A 21,056-nucleotide genomic window follows, 5' to 3' on the forward strand; every position below is an offset into this window, starting at 1 on the left:
ATGCGCCGGATGCATAAGGGGAATCATGAAGCACGACACCGCCCGCACCGAGCGCCTCATGCGCACGACGTTTTTGAACATTTGGATCGTCATCGGAGTGATCATCATCTGCGCGGTGGTGTTCCAGCTCATCGGGTCCCTGTCCAACGTCCTGATTTTCCTTTCGGTTGGTGCGATCTCGGCTTTCATGGCCTCCCCGATCGTGAACTTCCTCGAGCGGCGCGGTCTGCCGCGCGCCGGTGGCGCCCTCATCGGCCTGCTCGTCGTCATCGTGGGCTTTGTCCTGCTCTTTGCCCTGGTGATCCCTATGGTCACCGGTCAGCTGATCGACCTTTTGCGCGACGCCCCCGCCAAGCTCGCTGCCCTGAGTTCCTGGGCCATGCGCATGGAGAACAAATTCGCCATCGTCGAGCACCTGAACGATGTGGTGAATATCGAGTCGCTGTTCGCCTCCGCGCAGGACATGATCAATCAGGCGCTCTCGGGCCTGCTCTCCGCGGTCCGCGACGGTATCGTGCCCATGGTGAATAACATCGCCTCCATGGTGTTCACCGTCTTCCTTGGATTCGTGTTGGCGTTCTGGCTCGCGTGTGACTATCCGCGCATCAACGAGGAGATCTGCCGCATCCTGCCCGAGGATAAGGCCGACGATTATCGCCTCATGGTCGCGGTGCTCAGCCGTTCCGTGGGCGGCTACCTGCGTTCGACCCTGATCAACTCCATGATCCAGGGATTCCTGGCGTTCGTCGGATTCATGATCGTGGGCCACCCTTATGCCATCACGATGGGCATCCTCTCGGGCATTTTGAACATCATTCCGGTGGTCGGCCCTTCGATCTCGGCTATCATCGCGACGCTCATCGCCCTGGTGTACAGCCCGATCATGGCTATCTGGACCATGGTCATGGCCATGCTCTCGCAAAACATCACCGACAACGTGATCGCCCCCAAGATCAATCAGTCCACCATGCAGGTCCATCCCGTGCTTTCGCTCACGGCTCTCGTGGTCGGTTCCACCTTTGGCGGGGCGATCGGCATGATCGTCGCGTTGCCGCTCGTGGCGGTCATCAAGTCGCTGTTCATCTTCTATTTCGAGACCCGTACCGGCGAGCAGATCGTCTCGTATGAGGGTGCGCTGTTTCGCGGCGCCCCGTTCCGCGACGCGCAGGGACGTCCCGTCCCCGCGTTCGACGCGCTGGGCGACGACACCTTCGTCGCCGACTCGCAGATTCTTGCGAGCGATTCGGTGCCCGAGGCCGAGGCGCTGCCCAAGCCCGAGCTCGAGAATCCCTGGGCGAAGCTCATCGATTTTGAGATGCCCTTCTCCGCGCACGAGCGGGTGGAGGATGCTAAGAAACCCGAGGAAACCGACACAACTGACGACGTGCGTTAACGTATAATAGCTGGGTTTGGAAACTGTTCCCCCTAGGTGGGGACGCGAATTGAACCCAGGGAGTTTACGCATGGCCGCTGACTATCCCACCATGTCTACTGCCGAGATTCGCTCGGCCTATCTCAACTTCTTCGAGGAGCGTGGCAACAAGCTGTATGCCAGCTCGTCCCTCGTCCCCGACGACCCCTCGCTGCTTCTCGCCAACGCCGGTATGAACCAGTTCAAGGAGTACTACCAGGGCAAGAAGGTCATGAAGGAGATCGGTGCCTGCTCGTGCCAGAAGTGCGTGCGTACCAACGACATCGACATCATCGGCTCCGACGGCCGTCACGCCTCGTTCTTCGAGATGCTCGGCAACTTCGCCTTTGGCGGTGTGACCAAGGAGCAGGCATGCACCTGGGCCTACGAGCTGATCACCGAGGTCTTCAAGCTTCCAAAGGAGCGTCTGCACTTCACCGTCTTCACTGACGACGACGAGACGCATGACGTCTGGCGCGCCCTCGGCGTTCCCGAGGACCACATTACCCGCCTCGGCGAGGACGACAACTTCTGGGCTGCCGGCCCCACCGGCCCCTGCGGTCCCTGCTCCGAGATTTACTTCGACCTCGGCGAGGAGGTCGGCTGCGGCTGCCCCGACTGCGCCCCCGGCTGCGATTGCGATCGCTTCCTGGAGTTCTGGAACCTCGTGTTCACGCAGTTCGATCGCCAGGAGGACGGCTCCATGCCCGAGCTGCCCCACCGCAACCTCGATACCGGCATGGGCCTCGAGCGCATGGCCGCCATCATGCAGCACAAGAGCTCCTTCTTCGACGGCGACGTCATGCAGAGCCTCATCAAGCTGGGCGAGGAGATCTCCGGTAAGACCTACGTCGATAACGAGTACACCGGCGCCTCCCGCTCCCTGCGCATCATCGCCGACCACGCCCGCTCCGTCGACTTCCTCATCTCCGACGGCGTCCTGCCCGGCAACGAGGGCCGTGGTTACGTCCTGCGCCGCCTGCTGCGTCGTGCCGTGTTCCACGGCCGCCTGCTGGGCATCGAGGACGCGTTCCTCGGCCGCTTCATCGATGCGGTGAACGACGTCATGGGCGATGCCTATCCCAACCTCGTCGAGAACGCCGGCCTGGTCAAGGGCATCGTGAACGCCGAGGAGGAGCGCTTCTCCACCACGCTCAACAACGGTCGCGTCTACCTCGACGAGCAGCTCGGTGCCCTGGGCGAGGGCGAGCAGCTCTCCGGCAAGGCCGCCTTCATGCTGCACGACACCTTCGGTTTCCCGATCGACCTCACCGTCGAGATCGCCGAGTCTGCCGGCCATGCCGTCGACATCGACGGCTTTGACGCCGAGATGGCCGAGCAGAAGGCCCGCGCCCGCGCCGCCGCCAAGGGTGACGCCTGGGGTTCCTTCAACGACGTTTGGACCGAGCTCGCCGACCAGCTCCCGGCCACCGAGTTCGCCGGTTACGAGGAGGAGAGCATCGAGGGCGCTCATGTTCTCGCCATCGTCGTGAACGGCGAGCGCGTGGCGTCCGCCGAGAACGCCGCCGAGGCCTCCGTCGTGCTCGATCGCACCCCGCTGTACGCCGAGATGGGCGGTCAGCTGGGCGACCACGGCCTCATCGACACCGCCGACGCCCAGTTCTTCGTCTCCAACACCGTTTCCAAGGGCGGCCTGTATGTCCACGAGGGCAAGCTCATCGGCAAGCTCTCCGAGGGTGACACCGTCTTTGCCGGCTACGACCTCAACCGCCGTGGCCTGCTCGCGCGCAACCACACCGCGACCCACCTGCTCGACGCCGCCCTCAAGGAGGTCCTGGGAGACCATGTGAACCAGGCCGGCTCGCTCGTCTCTCCAGAGGCCCTGCGTTTCGACTTCACCCACTTCGAGGCCATGACCTCCGAGCAGATCCGTGCCGTCGAGGACCTCGTGAACGAGCAGATCCTCGCCGCTAAGCCCGTGGTCACCCGCGTGATGGGCATCGAGGAGGCCAAGGCCTCCGGCGCCGTCGCCCTGTTCGGCGAGAAGTACAGCGACACTGTCCGCGTCGTCTCCATCGGCGCCGAGGACGAGCCGTTCTCCCGCGAGCTGTGCGGTGGCACCCACGCGGCCAACACCGCCGAGCTCGGTCTGTTCAAGATCGTCTCCGAGTCTTCCACCGGCTCCAATGTCCGTCGCATCGAGGCTGTGACCTCTACCGGCGCCATTGCCTACCTCGAGCAGCGCGCCGCGCTCGCCGAGTCTGCCGCTTCGCAGCTCAAGTGCCGCATCGAGGAGGTTCCCGCTCGCATCTCCTCCCTGCAGGCCGAGCTTCGCGAGTCCAACCAGAAGCTCAAGAAGGCGCTCACCGGCGGCGGTTCCGACGCCATTTCCTCCGCCATCGAGAACGCCCAGGACATGGGTGGCTACAAGCTCGTCGTGGCTGAGCTCGCCGGCCTCGAGGCCTCCGACCTCCGCAACGTTTGGGACACCATCCGCCAGAAGGTCTCCGGCGCTTGCGCCTGCGTCCTCGCTACGGTGACCGAGAAGGGCACGCCCGCTCTCATCGCCGCCGCTACCGATGACGCGGCTTCCGCTGGCTTCCATGCTGGAAACGTCATCAAGCAGATCGCCCCGCTGGTCGATGGCCGCGGCGGTGGCAAGCCCACCATGGCCCAGGCCGGCGGCAAGGACGCCCAGGGCGTCGCGGCGGCTCTCGAGGCCGCTCGCACCGCGCTCGGCGCGTAACAAACGGCAGGAAGGTAGCACGTGGTAGCTCTTGCCCTCGATATCGGCGGCACGCGCACCGGCATCGCGGTCTCCGACCGCACCGGTCGCGTGGCCATGCCGCTCAAGGTCCTGCCCGCGTGCGAGGTGGAGGGCATGGCCCGTTCCTTCCGTATGATCTTGGAAGACCATGAGCCCGATGTCTTGGTCTGCGGCCTGCCGCAGACCATGTCGGGCGAGGAGGGCCCACAAGCCGAGCACATTCGGGAGGTCGCCGGCCGTATTGCCGCCGCGACCGGCCTTCCGCTCGAATTCATCGACGAGCGCCTCACGTCCACCGAGGCAAAGCGCATCCTGCGCGAACAGGGTTTGAACGAGAAACAGATGCGCGGTAAGGTCGATATGATTTCCGCCTCCCTGTTCCTGCAGGCCTGGCTCGATTCCCATGGACGAAAGGACGATCGTGGCTAACGACTACGGCTCGCATCGCGATCAGTGGGACCAGCGTCCCGCCGGCAAGCGATTCCGCACGAACGCCCCGGCTCCGACCCCGCGCCCCGCAGCGAACGCCCCGCGACCCGCTCGTGGGGCGGCGCCGCGTCCTCAGCGCGTTCAGGCGCCGTCCCAAGCTCGCGCGCACGGCCGCTCCGGTGGCGTGCACCCCGTCTACGCGCAGGCTGCAGCCAAGCGCTCCAAGCTCCCCGTCCATCTTCGGCGTGCTTATCGCCATAGCCGTGGTTGCCGTGGCGGCCGTTTTCGTGTTCCCGCGCGTGCTCGGCGGTTCGGGTGAGGCCATCGAGGCCGGACAGCCCGTGAACGTCGTCATCCCCGAGGGCGCGACGGGCGACGTCATCGCGCAGACCCTGGTCGAGAACCACGTCGTTGAGGACGCCGGCGAGTACTACGCCGCCGTCAAGAAACTCGGCGCCGAGATGCAGCTCAAGCCCGGCGAGTACCGCTTCGAGACCTTGCAGGACCCCATCTCCGTGGTCAAGCAGCTCGTGGCCGGTCCCAACGTCGAGGGCGTCAAGCTCACGGTCCCCGAGGGCAAGACCGTTGCCCAGACCGCCCGCATCGTCGAGGAGGTTTACGGAATCCCCGCCGACGACTTCATCGCGCAGGCCAAGGCTTCCAACTACGTTGCCGATTTCGCGTTCCTCTCCGATGCCGCTGACGACTCCCTCGAGGGCTTCCTGTTCCCCAAGACGTACACGTTCCAGGGCACGCCGACCGCCGACCAGATCATCCGCGCCATGCTCGGCCAGTTCCAGGTCGACGTCCTCGACGCGTTAGATTTCAATGCCGGTCTGGCTTCCATCAAGGCGAGGTTCGGCGTCGAGCTCACTGCTTATCAGCTGCTCGATCTTGCCTCCATCGTCGAGCGCGAGGGTCTTCACGCGGAGCAGCGATCTCACGTCGCGTCGGTGTTCCTGAACCGCCTTGCCGGTAAGGGCGACTTCGCCGGGCGTCCGTACCTGCAAAGCGATGCCACGCTCATGTACGTGACGGGTGGCGAGGTCACCGCCAACGACATCCAGACTATCGACAGTCCGTACAACTCGTACAAGAACGCCGGTCTTCCCCCAACGCCGATCTGCTCTCCGTCTGCGGAGGCCATCAGCGCCACGTTGAATCCCACCGATTCCAACGATCTGTATTTCTTCATCACGCAGGACGAGGAGTTCTTCTCCGAGACCTACGACGATCATCAAAAGTCCTGGGAGTAGCGCCTATGAGCATCTTTTCCCCCAGCCGCTACATCACGTGCGTCGAGCACATCGACCTCGATGCCCTGTGGGCGTCGGGTAAACGCGCGATCCTGCTCGATCGCGACAACACCCTCGTTCCGCGCGACCGTACCTGTGCGCCCGAATCCGTGGCAGCCTGGCTCGATCACGCCCGTGAGCTCGGCTTCGAGCTCATCATGGTCTCCAACAACTGGCATGTGAGTCACGTCTCGCGCTCCGCGGGCGAGCTCGGCATGGACTATATCTCCTTCGCCTGTAAGCCGCTTCCGTTCGCCATCGCGGCGGGCATGAAGCGCCTGGGCGCCCGTAAGGAGGAGGCCGTCATGGTCGGCGACCAGCTTTACACCGATGTGTGGGGCGGCAAGCTCGCCGGCGTGACCACCATCCTCGTCAAGCCGCAGTCCACCGCCGATCTGTGGTACACGCAGATCTTCCGCATCTTCGAGCGCATGGCGCTGCGCGGCGTTCCCTGCGAGGAGTAACGCTGTCATGACCTCTACCGTGAAGCGCGGATGCGACCATATCTTCTTCGTCGGGTTCTTGGGGGCGGGCAAGTCCACGCTCGCACGCAACCTCGGGCGTATGTTCCATCGGCGTTTCGTCGACACCGATCGCCTCGTCGAGCGCAAGTGCGGCCAGACGGTCTCGCAAATCTTCGAGGCCGAGGGCGAGCAGCGTTTCCGCACGCTCGAGACCGAGGCCCTCGAGAGCCTCGCCTCCGAGCGCAGCCTGCTCGTCTCTTGCGGCGGGGGAGTGGTCGAGACCCCTCGCAACATCGAGCTCATCCACGAAATGGGCTTCTGCGTCTACCTCGAGGGCGACATCGGCGATTCGCTTCGCCAGATCCGCCGCTCCGACACCCGACCCGATTTTCGCAGCGCCGAGCATGCCGCCCGGCTGCTCGAACATAGGCGCCCGCTGTACGAAAGCGCCGCAGACCTCACCGTGGATATCCGCGGCACCTCGTTCACCGAGGTTTCCTATACCGTTGCCGAGCTTCTCTTGGAGCGTGGTCTTATATGACGATTCGTCGCAAGTTGCTTTCCTTCGGTTCGAGGAGCACCGATGTCCGCCTTGGCTTCGGGGCTCTCGATGAGCTTCCCAAGTTCCTCTCCGGTGCGGTTGGCAAGCCCTCGCGCGCCTATGTGCTGAGCTCCGATGACATCGATCCCGTCCATATCGAGACCGTGCGTCGCGCGCTCGTCGACAGCGGGTTCAACGCTGCCGTTCGATGCGTCGCGGCCTCCGATGCGCTTGAGGCCGAGACCGCACTTGCGCAGTATGCCGAGCTTTCCGCGGCCGGTATCACCGCCGAGGACCTGATCGTGGGCGTGGGTGGCGACGAGGTGTGCTCCCTGGCGAGCTACATTTCCCGCACGTGGTGCGGCGGCGTGTCGTGCGCGCTCGTTCCCACCACGCTCGATGCCATGATCCGCTGCTCCACGCAGATGACGCCCCTCTCTGTTTCAGGGGGTTCCCTCGTCAGCCTCGAGCCCGAGGTCTCGCTCGTCGTGTGCGACCTCGCGTTGGTTGGCGATTACCCGATCGAGGAGAATGGCCTGGGCTATGCGCTCATGTGCGGTGCGTATCTCTCCGAGAGCCGAGCCTGCTGGGATAGCCTTGGCACTGCCGTTCGCGGCATCGTCGAAAAGAACGAGACGTCGCTGTCCGATGCGCTTTCCACTACGCTCACCGCACGATTGAACATCGCCAAGTCCGTGAGCCCCTCTGCTCGTCGTGCCCTGCTGTTCGGCCATACCACCGCCCGCGCCCTGTCTGCGTGCCTGGGCGAGGGCGCGCACCCGTATTACCTGCTCCTCGCCGAGGGCATGCGCTTCGAGGCCCGCTTGGCCATCGACGCTTGTGACTTCTCGGTCGATGAAGTCTTTGCGCTCGACGATCACCTCGAGGATCTCGGCATCGGCGAGCTGTCGTTTGACATCGATCCCGCTGCGTTCATCGAGGCCCTTCGCGCCGAGCGCTTCCGCGTCGCCAACCGCTTCCAGCTCGCGCTGCCCAAGTACCCCGGCGTCATCCGCCTTTCGTCCATCGACGACGAGGTCCTTGAGCGCCATGCGCGCGCGTTCATCGCCTCACGCAAACCCGAGTAGGCCTGTTTACACATCTTTCGCGAGAAAGGAACCGATATGTCCGAAATCCTCAACGGTCCCGCTGGGCGCATCGCCCGCCTGCGCACCCTCATGGCCGAGCGTGGCTACGATGCCGTGGTCGTGCGCGACGAGGCCAACCTGCGTTGGCTCACCGGCGCCATGCGCGTCTTCGACTACACCGGCGAGTACCCGCACGTGGCGTTCGTCACGGCCGACGAGTGCTTCCTGCACACCGACTCGCGCTACTTCAACTCCTTCGAGGAGAACATGCCGGCCGGTAGCCCCTGGAAGCTCGATATGGACGAGATCGACATGCCCCGCTGGGTTGCCGAGCACGCCCGCTCCACTAAGAGCCGCGTTGTCGCCGTCGAAGACGACATGCACATCAACTTCTTCCGCGGTATCGAGCGCGGTCTTGAGGATTGCTCGATTTGCGCGAGCCTCCCGCTCATGCACGGCGACCTCCAGCTCATGCGCGCCATCAAGGACGCCGAGGAGATCGAGCTCATGCGCCACGCGCAGTCCATCACCGACGCCGCATTCGCCCATATGTGCGAGTTCATCCGTCCCGGCCTCACCGAGAAGCAGCTCCGTACCGAGCTCGAGACCTTTATGTTCGATCACGGCGCGGACGACCTGGCCTTCGGCTCCATCGTCGCATCCGGCCCCAACACCGCCAACCCGCACGCCATTTCCAGCGACCGTGTGGTGGAAAAGGGCGACTTCGTCCTCATGGACTACGGTGCGGGCTACCGCGATTACAAGTCCGACATGACCCGCACGGTCTGCGTGGGCGAGCCGAGCGAGAAGCAGCGCGAGATCTACGACATCGTCCGCCGCACGCACGAGGAGTGCGTCGCAGCTATCCACGCCGGCGTGGACGGCCACGACATCTACCTGCTCTCCAAGAAGATCATCGGTGACGCGGGCTACGGCGAGTACTACGGGCACGGCCTCGGCCACGGTGTGGGCATCGACATCCACGAGCTTCCGGTCTTCGGCCGCAAGAGCAACATCGTGGAGGAGGGCGCGGTCATCACCGTTGAGCCCGGCATCTACCTGCCCGGCGTGGGCGGCGTGCGCCTGGAGGACTACGGCGTGGTCACCAAGGACGGGTACGAGCCCTTCACGACCTCTACGCACGAGCTGGTCGTCATCGACTGCTAGGTCGTTTTGCGAGTATAATTCCTAAGTTCGATTCTTCTACAGAAAGGCAAGCCATGGCTTCCATCACCACCGCCGACTTCCGCAACGGCATGGGTCTCAAGATCAAGGACAAGTACTACACCATCGTCGAGTTCCAGCACGTCAAGCCCGGCAAGGGCGGCGCCTTCGTCCGCTACAAGACCAAGGACCTCAAGACCGGTCGCGTGGTTGAGAACACCTGCAACGCCGGTTCCAAGTTCGAGAGCGTGCAGCTCATTACCAACGAGATGCAGTACCTCTACAACGACGGCGACAACTACTACTTCATGGACATGACCTCCTACGAGCAGATCGCCGTCCCGGCCGACTTCATCGGCGATAACTCCAAGTGGCTGCGCGAGAACGACAACGCCCAGCTGCTCTACGCCGACACCGAGCTGCTCGGCGTGAACCCGCCCATGTTCATCGAGGCCGAGGTCGTCGAGACCGTCCCGGGCGCCAAGGGCAACACCGTCCAGGGTGCCACCAAGCCGGCCACCATCGACACCGGTGCGGTCGTTCAGGTCCCCATGTACCTCAACGAGGGCGAGCGCATCAAGGTCGACACCCGCACCGGCGAGTTCGTCCAGCGCCTCTAACCGCTCTCATCCAGTGCACGTCCGTCGCGCGGCCCGCATGAGGCCGCGCGCTTACCACGTAAAGGAGTGGGCATGTCGCAAGAGATCACCATCGCCGGCATCGGTATCGCGCCCGAGGTGCTGACCGCCATCGTTTCCCGCGCCGTCGAGGAGGTCGAGGGCATCGCGTCCGTGGGCGTGAAGGACCTCGCCACCAACCTCGTCTCCATGTTCTCCACCAAGTCCGTGCCCATGGGCGAGGACGTCGAGGCCGAGGTGGTCGACGACAAACTTCGCCTGACCGTGCACCTCACGGTCTTCTTCGGCTATCCGTTCAAGCCCCTGGCCGAGGCCGTGCGCATCGCCGTCGCCAATGCCATCGACGCCCAGGTCGGCGTTGAGGTTGAGTGCGTGAACATCTGCATCGACAGCCTCGTCTTCCCCAAGGAGTAGCGCGTGGCAAGTCTCAAAGTCAATCGCGGGCGCACGCTCGCCCGCAGCCAGGCGCTGCAGATCCTGTTCCAGTCCGAGATGCGAAAAGTCTCCGTCGAGGACGTCCTGGCAGGGGATTACACCCTGTCCAAGGGTCCGCTGGCACCGTACGCCATCGAGATCGCGCGCGGCGTTTCCGCCAACCGCGATCGTATCGACTCCGCGCTTCGCGCCGTCTCCGCGAACTGGACCCTCGAGCGCATGCCGGGTGCCGATCGCAACCTGCTTCGCGCAGCCGTTTACGAGCTGTACTTCCAGGTCGCCGACACGCTCGACGCAGCCGTCGTCATCAACGAGGCCGTCGAGATCGCCAAGGCCTATGGCACCGATGAGTCCGCCGGCTTTGTGAACGGCGTGCTCGGTCGCATCGTGCGTGATCGTCACCTGCCGAGTCTGCAGCACGTCGCCTGCACCATCACTGCCGAGGATGCTGAGGCCGCTTGCCTGGCCGCCCTGTGGTTCGAGATCGACCCCAAGCGCCTGGCAGCCGAGGAAGAGGCCGCCCGCGCCGCCGAGGAGGCCCGTGCTCGTTTCGAGGCCGACGACTACGGCTTTGCCGAGGACGACCTCGATCACATCTTCAACGATCCCTTCGACGCCGAGGCCGGCGAGTAGCGCATGGCCGAGGGCAACTTCGACGAGATCACCGAGCGCCTGGACGAGATCATCGCCCAGGTCCGCTCCAAGGACACGTCCCTCGAGCGCAGCCTCGACCTGTTCGACGAGGCGATTGAGCTCGGCTCCCGCGCCGTGGACATGGTCGATTCGTTCGAGCTGTCCCCGCGCGAGGCCGATATGCTCGATACAGAGCTTGCGACCGAGGCCCAATCTGAGCAGCCTGCCGAGCAGGCCGAGACCGACCCCGATCCGAGCGGGGCATAAGGAAGGCGCCACGTGGCACGCGTTCGTTTGGATGATGAATTGATTTCCCAGGGCATCTGCGAGAATCGCGCAGATGCCCTGCGCACGTTGATGGCCGGTTTGGTTTCGTCCGGCGGCGAGCGCTTGAGCTCGCCCGGCATGATGGTCAAGCCTGGCATCGAACTGCACGTGAAGGGGCGCATTCCCTATGTGGGGCGTGGCGGGCTCAAGCTCGCCGGCGCCCTCGATGCGTTCCGAGTGGACCCTTCCGGCCTCAACTGCCTGGATGTTGGATGCTCCACCGGCGGCTTTACCGATTGCCTGCTCAAACGCGGTGCGGCCCATGTCCTGTCCGTGGACGTGGGGCGGGCGCAGTTCGACTGGTCGCTGCGCCAGGATGAGCGGGTGACCCTGCTCGAGCGCACCAACATTGTGGACGTTCCCGAGCTCGGCTATCGTTCGAGCGCCGACCTGGCCGTGTGCGACGTGTCGTTCACGAGCATCGCCACGATCCTGCCTGCGGTGCTCGATCTCCTCACGCCCAACGGCGCTTTCCTGACCCTCGCCAAGCCTCAGTTCGAGGCGCCGCAGGGCGAAGTGGGGGAGGGCGGCATCGTTCGCGACCCTGCCGTGCATGCGCGGGTCCTTGCCGATGCGGTCGAGCTCTTCCGCGAAAACGGGCTTTCCCCGCTGGGGCTGTGCGCCTCACCCATCACGGGCGCCAAGGGCAATCGCGAGTTCTTCCTCCTGGGCGCACGCGGTGCATCCGCCGCATCTCGTGAGGAGATGGACGCATCTGCCGTTTCCGCGCGCATCGACGCGCTGGTGTATTCGGAGGTTCCTCGATGAAGGTCCTGCTCGTCCCCAATTACTACAAGCAAGAGGCCGTTGAGAGCGGCCTCACCCTCGAGCTGTGGCTCACGCGACAGGGCTTTGAGGTCGAATGGGCCGCCGACCAGCGCTCCGGTATCGAGTCGATCCCCGACCTCGCGGGCTGTGGCCTTGTCATCTCCCTCGGCGGCGACGGCACGCTCCTGCGCGCCGCGCGCACCGTGGGGTATCGCGAGATTCCAATCCTCGGCCTGTCCTATGGTCACCTCGGGTTTCTCACCGCGGCGAGCCCTCAGGACAAGAACATCCTCTCGGTTGTGTCCGACGCGCTTGCCGGCGAGCTGCATGTGAGCCGCCGCGCTACGCTCGCCTGCGAGATCATGAGCGTGAATGAACGCGGTGAGGAAGAGGTCTGCACCGGCTTTGCCCTGAACGACCTCGCGCTCGCCCGCGGCCCGCTCTCCGATATGGTCGAGTTCGACATCACCGTTTCCGGCCATCACATCGATCGCCTGCGCGGGGACGGCGTGGTGGTTTCCACGGCCACCGGCTCCACGGGGTACGCCCTGTCCGCCGGCGGCCCCATCGTGAGCCCGGAGTACACCGGCATGGTCTGCGTGCCCATCGCGCCCCACACCATCCAGGCCCGCGCCTTCCTCACGTCCCCGTCCGACGTCGTGGAGATATCCGTGTCCAAAGATCGCCCGTCGGCCCCCACCATTGCCCTCGACGGCCAGTTCATCACGCCGTCCGGCGAGGTCGAGCGCGCCGTCGTGCGTCGCGGCGATGCCGACATCCTGCTGCTCGATTACGGCCCGGAGAGCTTTTACACGTCCGTGAGCCGCGTCTTTTACGGGGTGCGCAATGATCGATGAGATCCATGTCGAGAACATCGCGCTGATTAAATGCGCCGACCTGGTGCCCGGTCCCGGTCTCACGGTCCTCACCGGCGAGACGGGCGCGGGCAAGACCGCCCTGCTTTCCGCCCTCAAGCTGCTGATGGGCGAGCGTGCGGATTCCGCGACGGTTCGCGAGGGGAGCGACGGTGCGCTTGTCGAGGGACGTCTGTTCAGCGGCGCTCGCGACGAGGAGGGCTTCGTTATCCAGCGTCGCCTAGGTTCCGACGGCCGTTCCCGCGTGCGTGTGGACGGCTCGCTTGCGAGCGTGCGCGAACTGTCCGAGCGCGTGAGCCCCCTGATTGACCTGTGCGGCCAGCACGAGCACCAGCGACTGCTCGACCCCGCCTCCCATGTTGGGATGGTCGATGCCTGGGCCGGCGCGGGCGTTGCCGAGGCACTCGCCGCGTATCGCGACGCACTTGCGCGTGCGAACGAGGCCGCGCGCGAGCTCGAGCGCGTCGAGCAGGCGAGCCGCACGCAGGGCAGCCGTCTTGAGGAGGCGCGGTTTGCCCTCGAGCGCATTTCCGATGTCGATCCCAAGCCCGGCGAGCTCGAGGAGCTTGAGGAGCGCCTGCCCCGCGTCGAGCACGCGGAGAGCCTCGCATGCTGCGCCAACGATGCCGCTGAGGCCCTGACCTGCGAGGGTGGCGCGCTCGATGCACTCAATACCGCCATCGCGGAGCTGTCCCGCATGGCCCGCGTCGACGTCAAGCTCTCCGAGTTTGCCGACCAGCTTTCCGGCGCTGCCATCACGGTCGAAGATGCGGCTGCGGAGCTGCGCAGATACCGCGATTCGGTCGATTTTGACCCGGCGGAGCTGGCCGCCGCACAGGAGCGCTACTCGGCGTTCAAGGGCTTGCTGCGCCAGTGGGGTCCGCATATGGAGGACGTCTTTGCCCGTCGCGATGAGGCGGCCGAGCTGCTCTCGCTCGTCGATGACGCCGAGGCCCGCGTGAGGCGCGCCTGCGACGCCCGCGATGCCGCCGAGGCCGAGCTTGCCGAAGCCGCACGGACGCTGACCAAACGCAGGAACGCTGCGGCGCCGCGTTTTTGCCGCGAGGTGGGCAAGCAGATGGCGCGTCTCGAGATGGGCCGCGCTGAGCTCGTGTGGGACAGCAAGCCGCTCGCACGTGAGCGCTGGACCGTCCAGGGCCCAACCGCTTGTGAGCTGCTCTACCGCAGCGGTGCCGGCATGACGCCTCGTCCGCTGCGCCGCATCGCCAGCGGTGGCGAGCTTTCGCGCGTCATGCTCGCTTCCAAGGTGGTCCTCGGCGAGGCGGACGCCGTCGACACGCTCGTGTTCGACGAGGTCGACGCCGGCGTCGGCGGCTCCACGGCCCGCTCCCTCGCGCAGGTGCTCGCAGACCTGGCGCGCACCCATCAGGTGATCGTGGTCACGCATCTGGCCCAGGTGGCCGTGCAGGGCTCCGTCCACTACGTGGTGCGCCGCGACGATGCGGCCGACATCCCCGAGACGAGCCTCATCCGCGTCGAGGGCACCGACCGCATTGCCGAGATCGCCCGCCTCCTCTCCGGAGACGCCACCGAAGAGTCCCTCGCCCACGCCAAGCAACTCCTCGCCGAAGCAGGAAGGCTCTAACTGTCCGCCCAGCGGGAACGTATAAGATTCGGCGTTCGGTCAGTCCTGACTCGCGACGAAGGCCCCACTGGGGCCTTCTGCTCGTGCGGAATCTACGCTGAACCTTATACGTTCCCGCTGGGCTGCGTTGAGCTTATGCTCACTGGCGGTTTCCAGGCGGAATCTCGTTGTGAATGCGCGACCGTCGAGCCTTGGGGCTGGGTCGGGTGCGTGTTTGCCGTAGATTCCGCACGCAAAGAAGAGCCCAGTGGGCTCTTCGTCTTGCGCAGGACCTGACCGAGCGGCAAACACGCACCCGACTCAGCCAATTTCAGGTAAGATGGTCAGCATGAATACTTTTGATACCTCCCACATCCGCAACTTCTCAATCGTTGCGCACATCGACCACGGCAAGTCGACGATTTCCGACCGCATCCTCGAGCTCACCCGCACCGTCGAGGAGCGCGACATGGAGTCGCAGCTGCTCGACACCATGGATATCGAGCGCGAGCGCGGCATCACCATCAAGTCCAACGCCGTCCGAGTCATGTACGACGCCGACGACGGTGAGACCTACCAGTTCAACCTCATCGACACGCCGGGCCACGTCGACTTCACCTACGAGGTTTCCCGCTCGCTCGCCGCATGCGAGGGCGCGGTCCTCGTGGTCGACGCCACGCAGGGCGTCGAGGCGCAGACGGTCTCCAACGCGAGCCTCGCGATGAACGCAGACCTGGACATCGTGCCGGCCATCAACAAAATCGACCTGCCCTCCGCGCATCCCGAGGAGGTCAAGGTCGAGATCGAGGACGAGCTCGCCATCCCCGCCGACGACGCCGTGTGCGTGTCCGGCAAGACGGGCGAGGGCATTCATGACCTACTCGAGGCCATCGTGTTCCTTGTGAGCCCGCCCAAGGGCGACGCCAACAAGCCGCTCAAGGCCCTCATCCTCGACTCCTATTTCGACGAGTACCGCGGCGTTGTTGCCACGGTCCGCATCTTCGACGGCCAGGTCAAAAAGGGCGACCATCTGCGCATGATGCAGGGCGGCGAGGAGTTCCTCGTCGACGGAGTCGGCGTGCGCCGTCCCGCCGAGTTCGCGCTCGACGCCCTTGGCGTGGGCGAGGTCGGCTTTGTGGTCACGGGTCTGAAGGACCCTGAGGCCGTGCACGTGGGCGATACCCTCACCCTCGCGGGCAATCCCTGCGACGCGCCTCTGGAGGGCTATCGCGAGGCCAAGCCCATGGTCTACACGGGCCTGTTCCCGATTGACAACAAGGACTACGAGAACCTGCGCGACGCGCTCGAGAAGCTCCACGTCAACGACCCCTCGCTGGTCTGGGAGCCCGAGACCTCCGCGGCGCTCGGCTTTGGCTTCCGCGTCGGCTTCCTCGGGCTGCTGCACATGGAGGTCATCAAGGAGCGCCTGGAGCGCGAGTTCGGCCTGGCGCTCATCGCGACGAGCCCCAGCGTGGACTACCACGTCTACAAGACCGATGGCGAGATGATTGAAGTCCGCAGCCCGCAGGACCTGCCCGACGTCACGCGCATCGACCATATCGAGGAGCCCTATCTCAAGGCCAAGATCATCACCCCGCCCGAGTACACCGGCGCGGTCATGCAGCTTGCCATCGAGCACCGCGGTATCACCACCGACATGATCCACTTGTCGCAGAAGTCCGTGGAGATGCACTTCGACATCCCGCTCGCCGAGCTCATCCTCGACTTCTTTGACCAGCTCAAGAGCCGTACCAAGGGCTACGCGTCCCTGGATTACGAGTTTTCCGACTATCGCATGAGCGAGCTCGTCAAGCTCGACATCCTGCTGTCCGGCGACGAGGTCGACGCCCTGTCGTTCATCGTCCACAAGGACAAGGCCTACGGCCTGGCCCGCGGACTGTGCGACAAGCTCAAGGAGATCATCCCTCGTCAGCTGTTCGAGGTGCCCATCCAGGGTGCCATCGGCAACAAGATCATCGCCCGTTCTACCGTCAAGGCGCGTCGCAAGGACGTTCTGGCCAAGTGCTACGGCGGTGACATCTCGCGTAAGCGCAAGCTGCTCGAGAAGCAGAAAGAGGGCAAGAAGCGCATGAAAGCCATCGGCTCCGTCGAGGTGCCGCAGGAGGCGTTCCTCGCCATTTTGAAGGTCGAAGATTGATCGACCTGCGCGAACAATTCAAACGTCAGCCGTTTCTGATGGCGCCCATGGCGGGCGTCACGGATGCGGCGTACCGCATCATGTGCCGCCGTCGCGGTGCTGAGATGGCCTATACCGAGATGGTGAGCGTGGCCGGCCTCTCCTATAAGAGCGCCAAGACCTGGGTGCTCGTGGAACCGGAGCCCGAGGAGCCGCAGATCTGCGTGCAGCTTTTTGGCACCAAGCCCGAGCAATTCGCGTTTGCCGTGAACGCCGTGCAGGAGCGCGTGGGGGACAAGCTCACGCTCATCGACATCAACATGGCGTGCCCGGCGCGCAAGGTCATTACCAAGGGCGAGGGCTCCGCGCTCATGAAGGAACCCGAGCTTGCCGCTTCACTGGTGGAGGCATGCGTGCGCGAGGCGCGCGTGCCCGTTACGGTCAAGATCCGCCGCGGTTTTGCGGCGGGGGAGAACACGGCCGCCGAGTTCGCCGCCCGCATGGAGCAGGCCGGCGCCGCCGCCGTTGCCGTGCACGGGCGCACTGCCAACCAGCTGTATACCGGCGAGGCCGACTGGTCCACCATCGATGAGGTCGCCGCGCGCGTGGGCGTGCCCGTGATTGGCTCGGGCGACGTGTTCTCCGCGGAGGACGCCGCGCGGATGTTGGCCAAGACGGCTGCCGACGCCGTTTTCATCGCGCGCGGTACGTATGGGAATCCCTGGGTGTTCGGCGATGCCCGCGCGCTCGCCCTCGACGGCGTGCCGGTGCCCGAGCGCGGCGCCCTCGAGCGTATCGAGGCCCTGCGCGAACATCTCACGCTGTTGCACGAGACGCAGCCGTTCATGGCACGCGGCCGCGCGTTCTCGAGCTGGTACCTCAAGGGCCTGCCGCATGCCGCTGCGTGGCGTGGCCGCGTGGTGCAGTGCACAACCTACGACGAATTCATGGCCCTGCTCGACGAGGCCGAGGCCGAGTTGGCGGTGGGGCCTGACGCGGACGGCCGATGACGCCTGCTTGCCGGAGTTTTGGAGCCCAGTTTTTGATGCGGCGTTGCCCTGGTTTGCCTCGCGGGCTCGCATGTACGCCGCGGGAGCCGCAAGCCGCCGCTTCGTGCGGGGTATGTTTCTTCGGATATCTGGCATAGTTCGAAACTAATTACCAAAAGTCGACGAATTTTTTCCGAATCCTGGGGAAATGCAAAATAAACTTCGGGTTTTGGTAACTAGGGTTGAGTATCCGCAATCGGTACCTTGGATTTGGGGGTCGCTATTTGTGAAGCCGCGCGCTCTGTACCTGCATATTCCGTTTTGCAAGGCAAAATGCCTGTACTGCGATTTTGACTCGCGCGCCTTGGGCGGTTGTGAGCTCGACGCCGCGATGGACCGCTACTGCATCGCCCTCACATCTCAGATCGACACATACGGTGCCGCGGGCGAGCTCGACGAGGTGGAGACGGTCTACATCGGAGGGGGAACGCCGAGTATCTTTGGCGCGCGCCTTGTTTCGCTGGTCGAGCGCGTGCGTGGGTATTGCGATCCTACCGAGTTCACCTGCGAGGCTAATCCCGAGTCGTTCACGCTCGAGCTCGCGCAGGCCCTGCGCGAGGCCGGTGTCACGCGTATCTCCCTCGGCGTTCAGACGCTTGATGCGGGCGAGCTAAAGGCCATCGGTCGTATTCATTCCGCTGAGCAGGCCATGCTTGCCATTGCCCAGGCCAAGGCAATTGGCTTTTCCACCTCGTGCGATGTTATGTGCGGCTTGCCCGGGCAGACGCTCGAATCGTTCGGCCGTACGCTCGAGACCCTTATGACGCTGCGGCCCGATCACATCTCGGTGTACCCCCTGCAGCTCGAAGAGGGCACGCCGCTTGCGCGTTTGGAGGAGCAGGGTCGCATCGCGGTCCCCGATGAGGACTTCCAGGCCGCATGCATGGACCTTGCCGCCGGGAAGCTAGCGGGCGCGGGCTTTGAGCGATACGAGGTCGCGAGCTACGCCCAGCCTGGTCAGCGCTGCCGCCACAACATTGCGTATTGGACCGGTAAGCCCTATCTGGGTCTCGGCCGCTCCGCCGCCGGCATGTTTGACATCCCTGTCACTTCCGAGATGTGTAATTTGGGGACGTACCCCTTTTACACATCGGGCGCGAACCCCTCGAGTGCCCCGCAGGAGGGGCGTGTTCGCTACCGCCAGCTCGACAATGAGGGCACGCAGTTCGACACTGAGCACCTTACGCCGCGCGAGGCCATGGCTGAGGACCTGATGCTCGCCTGCCGCATGACCGACGGCATCCCGCTCGACCTGCTTGCACGGGCTGCTTCCTGTATTCCGGAGGCGGACCTGCGTGCGGCCTGCGAGACCGCTATTTCCTCCGGTCTCGCGACGTGGGACGAGGACGCGCTCAGGCCCACCCACCTCGGCTGGCTCGATGGCAACGAGTTGTTCGGCCTATTCTGGGGCCTCGCCGAGTAGCAGCATCGGCATATTTCCCGCGGACCCCTTGCGCGCCGCCGCTGGTTGCGCCATGCTGTGCAAAACCGTTTGAGAGGAGAGCGCCATGCCCGGTAAACGCGAAAATGTGATCAGCTGGGACGAGTTCTTCATGCGCGCCGCCGTTGCGGCATCCCTGCGCAGCAAGGACCCCAACACGCAGGTGGGCGCTTGCATTGCCGATACGAACAACCGCATCCTCTCGGTGGGTTACAACGGCACGCCGTCAGCGCTGAACGACGATGATTTCCCCTGGGGCACCGCGGACGACCCGCTGCATGACAAGCACAACTACGTGATTCATGCCGAGGCCAACGCGATCCTCAACTACCGTGGTTCTCTCAAGGACATGGCGGGTGCGACTGTTTACGTCACCCTGTTCCCGTGCCACGAGTGCGCCAAGACCCTCGTGCAGGCGGGCGTCGGCGAGGTTGTGTACCTGGACGACAAGTACTGCGACACCGAGGACAACCTTATCTCCAAGAACATCCTCGATCGCTGCGGCATCACGTATCGCCAGGTCCAGCTCGAGGACTAACATCTCAATTGGGGTCAGGTACAAATTGATCCGTCGCGTGCTCGCGCGTGTAAAAGGGGACGGGTGCAAATTGCACATTGTGCGGTTTGCACCCGCCCCATTTACACATTGGGGGCATTTGGTGCCCGATGGCGCTCCGTGGGTGTGCCGGGTGGTCATCGGGATATAATGTCTCCCACTGAATACAGCCGTAGCAGGGAGTTTTTTGCCATATGGCAGGAATGAACGATAAAGACTACTACGCCATCCTCGGCGTGGATAAGGACGCCTCGGCCAAGGACATCCAGAAGGCGTTCCAGCAGAAGGCCCGCAAGCTGCATCCCGATGTGAACAAGGAACCGGATGCCGAGGAGCGCTTCAAGGAGGTCTCCGAGGCCTACGCTGTCCTCTCCGACGAGCAGAAGCGCGCCCGGTACGACGCCATGCGCTCGGGCAACCCGTTTGTCGCCGCAGGCGGTCCCGCACCCGCCTCGGGCGGGTACTCCGGCGGCTACACCGGCTTTGGGGGCTTTGGTTTCCCGTTCGGCGGCATGGGCGGCTTTTCTACGCAGCGCCGCCGCGGCGCCTCCGCATACAACCCCTCGATCGGCGCGGACGTGGTCGTAGAGGTCAAGCTCTCCCGCGAGCAGGCGCGCGACGGTGCGCGCGTCGCGGTCAAGTACCCGCGCTACGAATCCTGCGATAACTGCCACGGTTCCGGCTCGGTGGCCTCCGAGCACCATCGTGCGTGTCCTACGTGCGGCGGCACCGGCTCCATCGCCGTTGACCTGGGTATGTTCGGCATGGGCCAGGCCCGCATGGTGTGCCCCGAATGCGGCGGCTCCGGCAAGGTCGTTGCCGATCCGTGCCCGGTGTGCGGCGGCGAGGGTCGCACGCGCGTCCAGGGCGAGGCCGTGGTCGAGTTCCCAGCAGGCACGCACGACGGCGACCTGGTCCGCATGAAGGGCCGCGGTAACGCCGGCACCAACGGCGGCGAGACGGGCGACCTGGTCGGCCGCGCCCACGTGAGTGCTGAGCGCCTCGAGGGCCGTGCCCGCTCGGGCTTCTACACGCTCGGCTTGGTAACGCCCTTCCTGGTGCTCTCCTCGTTCTCGGGCACGTTCTCCATGTTCTTGCTGCTGTGCGCGATTCCGCTCGTCATGGGCCTGGTCATGGTCCTTTCCGACGACGTGTTCCATCGCAGTGGCCTGTGGTGGAAGCGCGGCTTGCAGGTGTTTGCCAGCGGCGTTTCGAACGGTCTGATCTTCGCCTTGATCTCCGTGTGGTTCTCCAGCTGCACGCAGGCCATGTTCTTGGGGCCGTATCGGTATATGTAGCGTGCGCCCAATGCGCCCGAGTCATTTTGGGCGTGTGAGGCTGCCGCGCTTTGGGTAGAACGAAAAGCGTCGGTGCGCTGCCCGGGGCCTTATGCGGTCCTGGAGGCGGCGCCGGCATGCCGCATCCGTCGGGGGTGCGGCGCGACCGGCAGGGCGTTCGCGTCCCGCGCGGCCGCATGAGTTAAGGAAAACCT

At 64.7% G+C, this 21,056-nt stretch carries 20 protein-coding genes; all 20 read left to right on the forward strand.

The window, feature by feature from the left end; translation table 11 throughout:
- The first annotated feature begins 25 nt into the window (after nucleotides 1-25).
- The 20 genes from COLINT_RS01290 (at nucleotide 26) to COLINT_RS01385 (ending at nucleotide 20,862) form a co-directional block, all read left to right on the forward strand.
- The gene (locus COLINT_RS01290) at nucleotides 26-1,393 is read left to right on the forward strand and encodes an AI-2E family transporter (RefSeq protein WP_006722497.1); all 1,368 of its coding nucleotides are present in this window, start codon (nucleotides 26-28) and stop codon (nucleotides 1,391-1,393) included.
- Between the two features lie 70 nt (nucleotides 1,394-1,463).
- On the forward strand, nucleotides 1,464-4,118 hold the full coding sequence (alaS, locus tag COLINT_RS01295) for an alanine--tRNA ligase (RefSeq protein WP_006722498.1): 2,655 nt from the start codon (nucleotides 1,464-1,466) through the stop codon (nucleotides 4,116-4,118).
- A gap of 21 nt (nucleotides 4,119-4,139) precedes the next feature.
- On the forward strand, nucleotides 4,140-4,568 hold the full coding sequence (gene ruvX / locus COLINT_RS01300) for a Holliday junction resolvase RuvX (protein ID WP_006722499.1): 429 nt from the start codon (nucleotides 4,140-4,142) through the stop codon (nucleotides 4,566-4,568).
- Nucleotides 4,569-4,813: 245 nt separating this feature from the next.
- Nucleotides 4,814-5,824: an endolytic transglycosylase MltG gene (gene mltG / locus COLINT_RS01305; RefSeq protein ID WP_006722500.1), complete on the forward strand. Its 1,011-nt coding sequence runs from the start codon at nucleotides 4,814-4,816 to the stop codon at nucleotides 5,822-5,824.
- 5 nt (nucleotides 5,825-5,829) lie between these two features.
- Nucleotides 5,830-6,327: a YqeG family HAD IIIA-type phosphatase gene (locus COLINT_RS01310; protein WP_006722501.1), complete on the forward strand. Its 498-nt coding sequence runs from the start codon at nucleotides 5,830-5,832 to the stop codon at nucleotides 6,325-6,327.
- A gap of 7 nt (nucleotides 6,328-6,334) precedes the next feature.
- Nucleotides 6,335-6,868, forward strand: a complete 534-nt coding sequence (locus COLINT_RS01315; RefSeq protein WP_006722502.1) for a shikimate kinase — start codon at nucleotides 6,335-6,337, stop codon at nucleotides 6,866-6,868.
- Nucleotides 6,865-7,956 carry a dehydroquinate synthase/iron-containing alcohol dehydrogenase family protein gene (locus COLINT_RS01320; RefSeq protein ID WP_006722503.1) on the forward strand — a complete coding sequence of 364 codons (1,092 nt, stop codon included), beginning with the start codon at nucleotides 6,865-6,867 and terminating at the stop codon, nucleotides 7,954-7,956. The genes COLINT_RS01315 and COLINT_RS01320 overlap by 4 nt, the downstream gene beginning before the upstream one ends.
- A 36-nt stretch (nucleotides 7,957-7,992) precedes the next feature.
- Nucleotides 7,993-9,123, forward strand: a complete 1,131-nt coding sequence (locus tag COLINT_RS01325) for a M24 family metallopeptidase (protein ID WP_006722504.1) — start codon at nucleotides 7,993-7,995, stop codon at nucleotides 9,121-9,123.
- A gap of 53 nt (nucleotides 9,124-9,176) precedes the next feature.
- The gene (gene efp, locus COLINT_RS01330) at nucleotides 9,177-9,740 is read left to right on the forward strand and encodes an elongation factor P (protein ID WP_006722505.1); all 564 of its coding nucleotides are present in this window, start codon (nucleotides 9,177-9,179) and stop codon (nucleotides 9,738-9,740) included.
- 72 nt (nucleotides 9,741-9,812) lie between these two features.
- Nucleotides 9,813-10,172, forward strand: coding sequence for an Asp23/Gls24 family envelope stress response protein (locus COLINT_RS01335; RefSeq protein WP_006722506.1), 360 nt, complete (start codon nucleotides 9,813-9,815; stop codon nucleotides 10,170-10,172).
- 3 nt (nucleotides 10,173-10,175) lie between these two features.
- Entirely contained in the window at nucleotides 10,176-10,826 is a 651-nt protein-coding gene (nusB, locus tag COLINT_RS01340) for a transcription antitermination factor NusB (protein WP_006722507.1), read from the forward strand.
- A 3-nt stretch (nucleotides 10,827-10,829) separates the two neighbouring features.
- Nucleotides 10,830-11,093 carry an exodeoxyribonuclease VII small subunit gene (locus tag COLINT_RS01345; protein WP_006722508.1) on the forward strand — a complete coding sequence of 88 codons (264 nt, stop codon included), beginning with the start codon at nucleotides 10,830-10,832 and terminating at the stop codon, nucleotides 11,091-11,093.
- Between the two features lie 12 nt (nucleotides 11,094-11,105).
- Complete coding sequence (locus COLINT_RS01350) at nucleotides 11,106-11,921, forward strand: TlyA family RNA methyltransferase (RefSeq protein WP_039910231.1); 816 nt, start codon at nucleotides 11,106-11,108, stop codon at nucleotides 11,919-11,921.
- Nucleotides 11,918-12,778 (forward strand): NAD(+)/NADH kinase, encoded by an 861-nt coding sequence (locus tag COLINT_RS01355; protein ID WP_006722510.1) that lies wholly within the window; start codon nucleotides 11,918-11,920, stop codon nucleotides 12,776-12,778. Before COLINT_RS01350 ends, COLINT_RS01355 begins: the two co-directional genes overlap by 4 nt.
- Nucleotides 12,768-14,402 carry a DNA repair protein RecN gene (recN, locus tag COLINT_RS01360; protein ID WP_006722511.1) on the forward strand — a complete coding sequence of 545 codons (1,635 nt, stop codon included), beginning with the start codon at nucleotides 12,768-12,770 and terminating at the stop codon, nucleotides 14,400-14,402. The genes COLINT_RS01355 and recN overlap by 11 nt, the downstream gene beginning before the upstream one ends.
- Nucleotides 14,403-14,730: 328 nt before the next feature.
- A complete protein-coding gene (gene lepA / locus COLINT_RS01365) occupies nucleotides 14,731-16,539 on the forward strand; it encodes a translation elongation factor 4 (RefSeq protein WP_039910233.1) in 1,809 nt (602 codons plus the stop codon).
- A 38-nt stretch (nucleotides 16,540-16,577) separates the two neighbouring features.
- Complete coding sequence (gene dusB / locus COLINT_RS01370; protein ID WP_050750553.1) at nucleotides 16,578-17,528, forward strand: tRNA dihydrouridine synthase DusB; 951 nt, start codon at nucleotides 16,578-16,580, stop codon at nucleotides 17,526-17,528.
- 265 nt (nucleotides 17,529-17,793) lie between these two features.
- Complete coding sequence (hemW, locus tag COLINT_RS01375) at nucleotides 17,794-18,990, forward strand: radical SAM family heme chaperone HemW (protein ID WP_039910235.1); 1,197 nt, start codon at nucleotides 17,794-17,796, stop codon at nucleotides 18,988-18,990.
- A gap of 85 nt (nucleotides 18,991-19,075) precedes the next feature.
- Entirely contained in the window at nucleotides 19,076-19,546 is a 471-nt protein-coding gene (locus tag COLINT_RS01380) for a deoxycytidylate deaminase (RefSeq protein ID WP_006722515.1), read from the forward strand.
- 212 nt (nucleotides 19,547-19,758) lie between these two features.
- Complete coding sequence (locus COLINT_RS01385) at nucleotides 19,759-20,862, forward strand: DnaJ domain-containing protein (RefSeq protein WP_006722516.1); 1,104 nt, start codon at nucleotides 19,759-19,761, stop codon at nucleotides 20,860-20,862.
- Nucleotides 20,863-21,056 lie beyond the last annotated feature (194 nt).

The organism is Collinsella intestinalis DSM 13280 (assembly GCF_000156175.1).
GTDB lineage: Bacteria > Actinomycetota > Coriobacteriia > Coriobacteriales > Coriobacteriaceae > Collinsella > Collinsella intestinalis.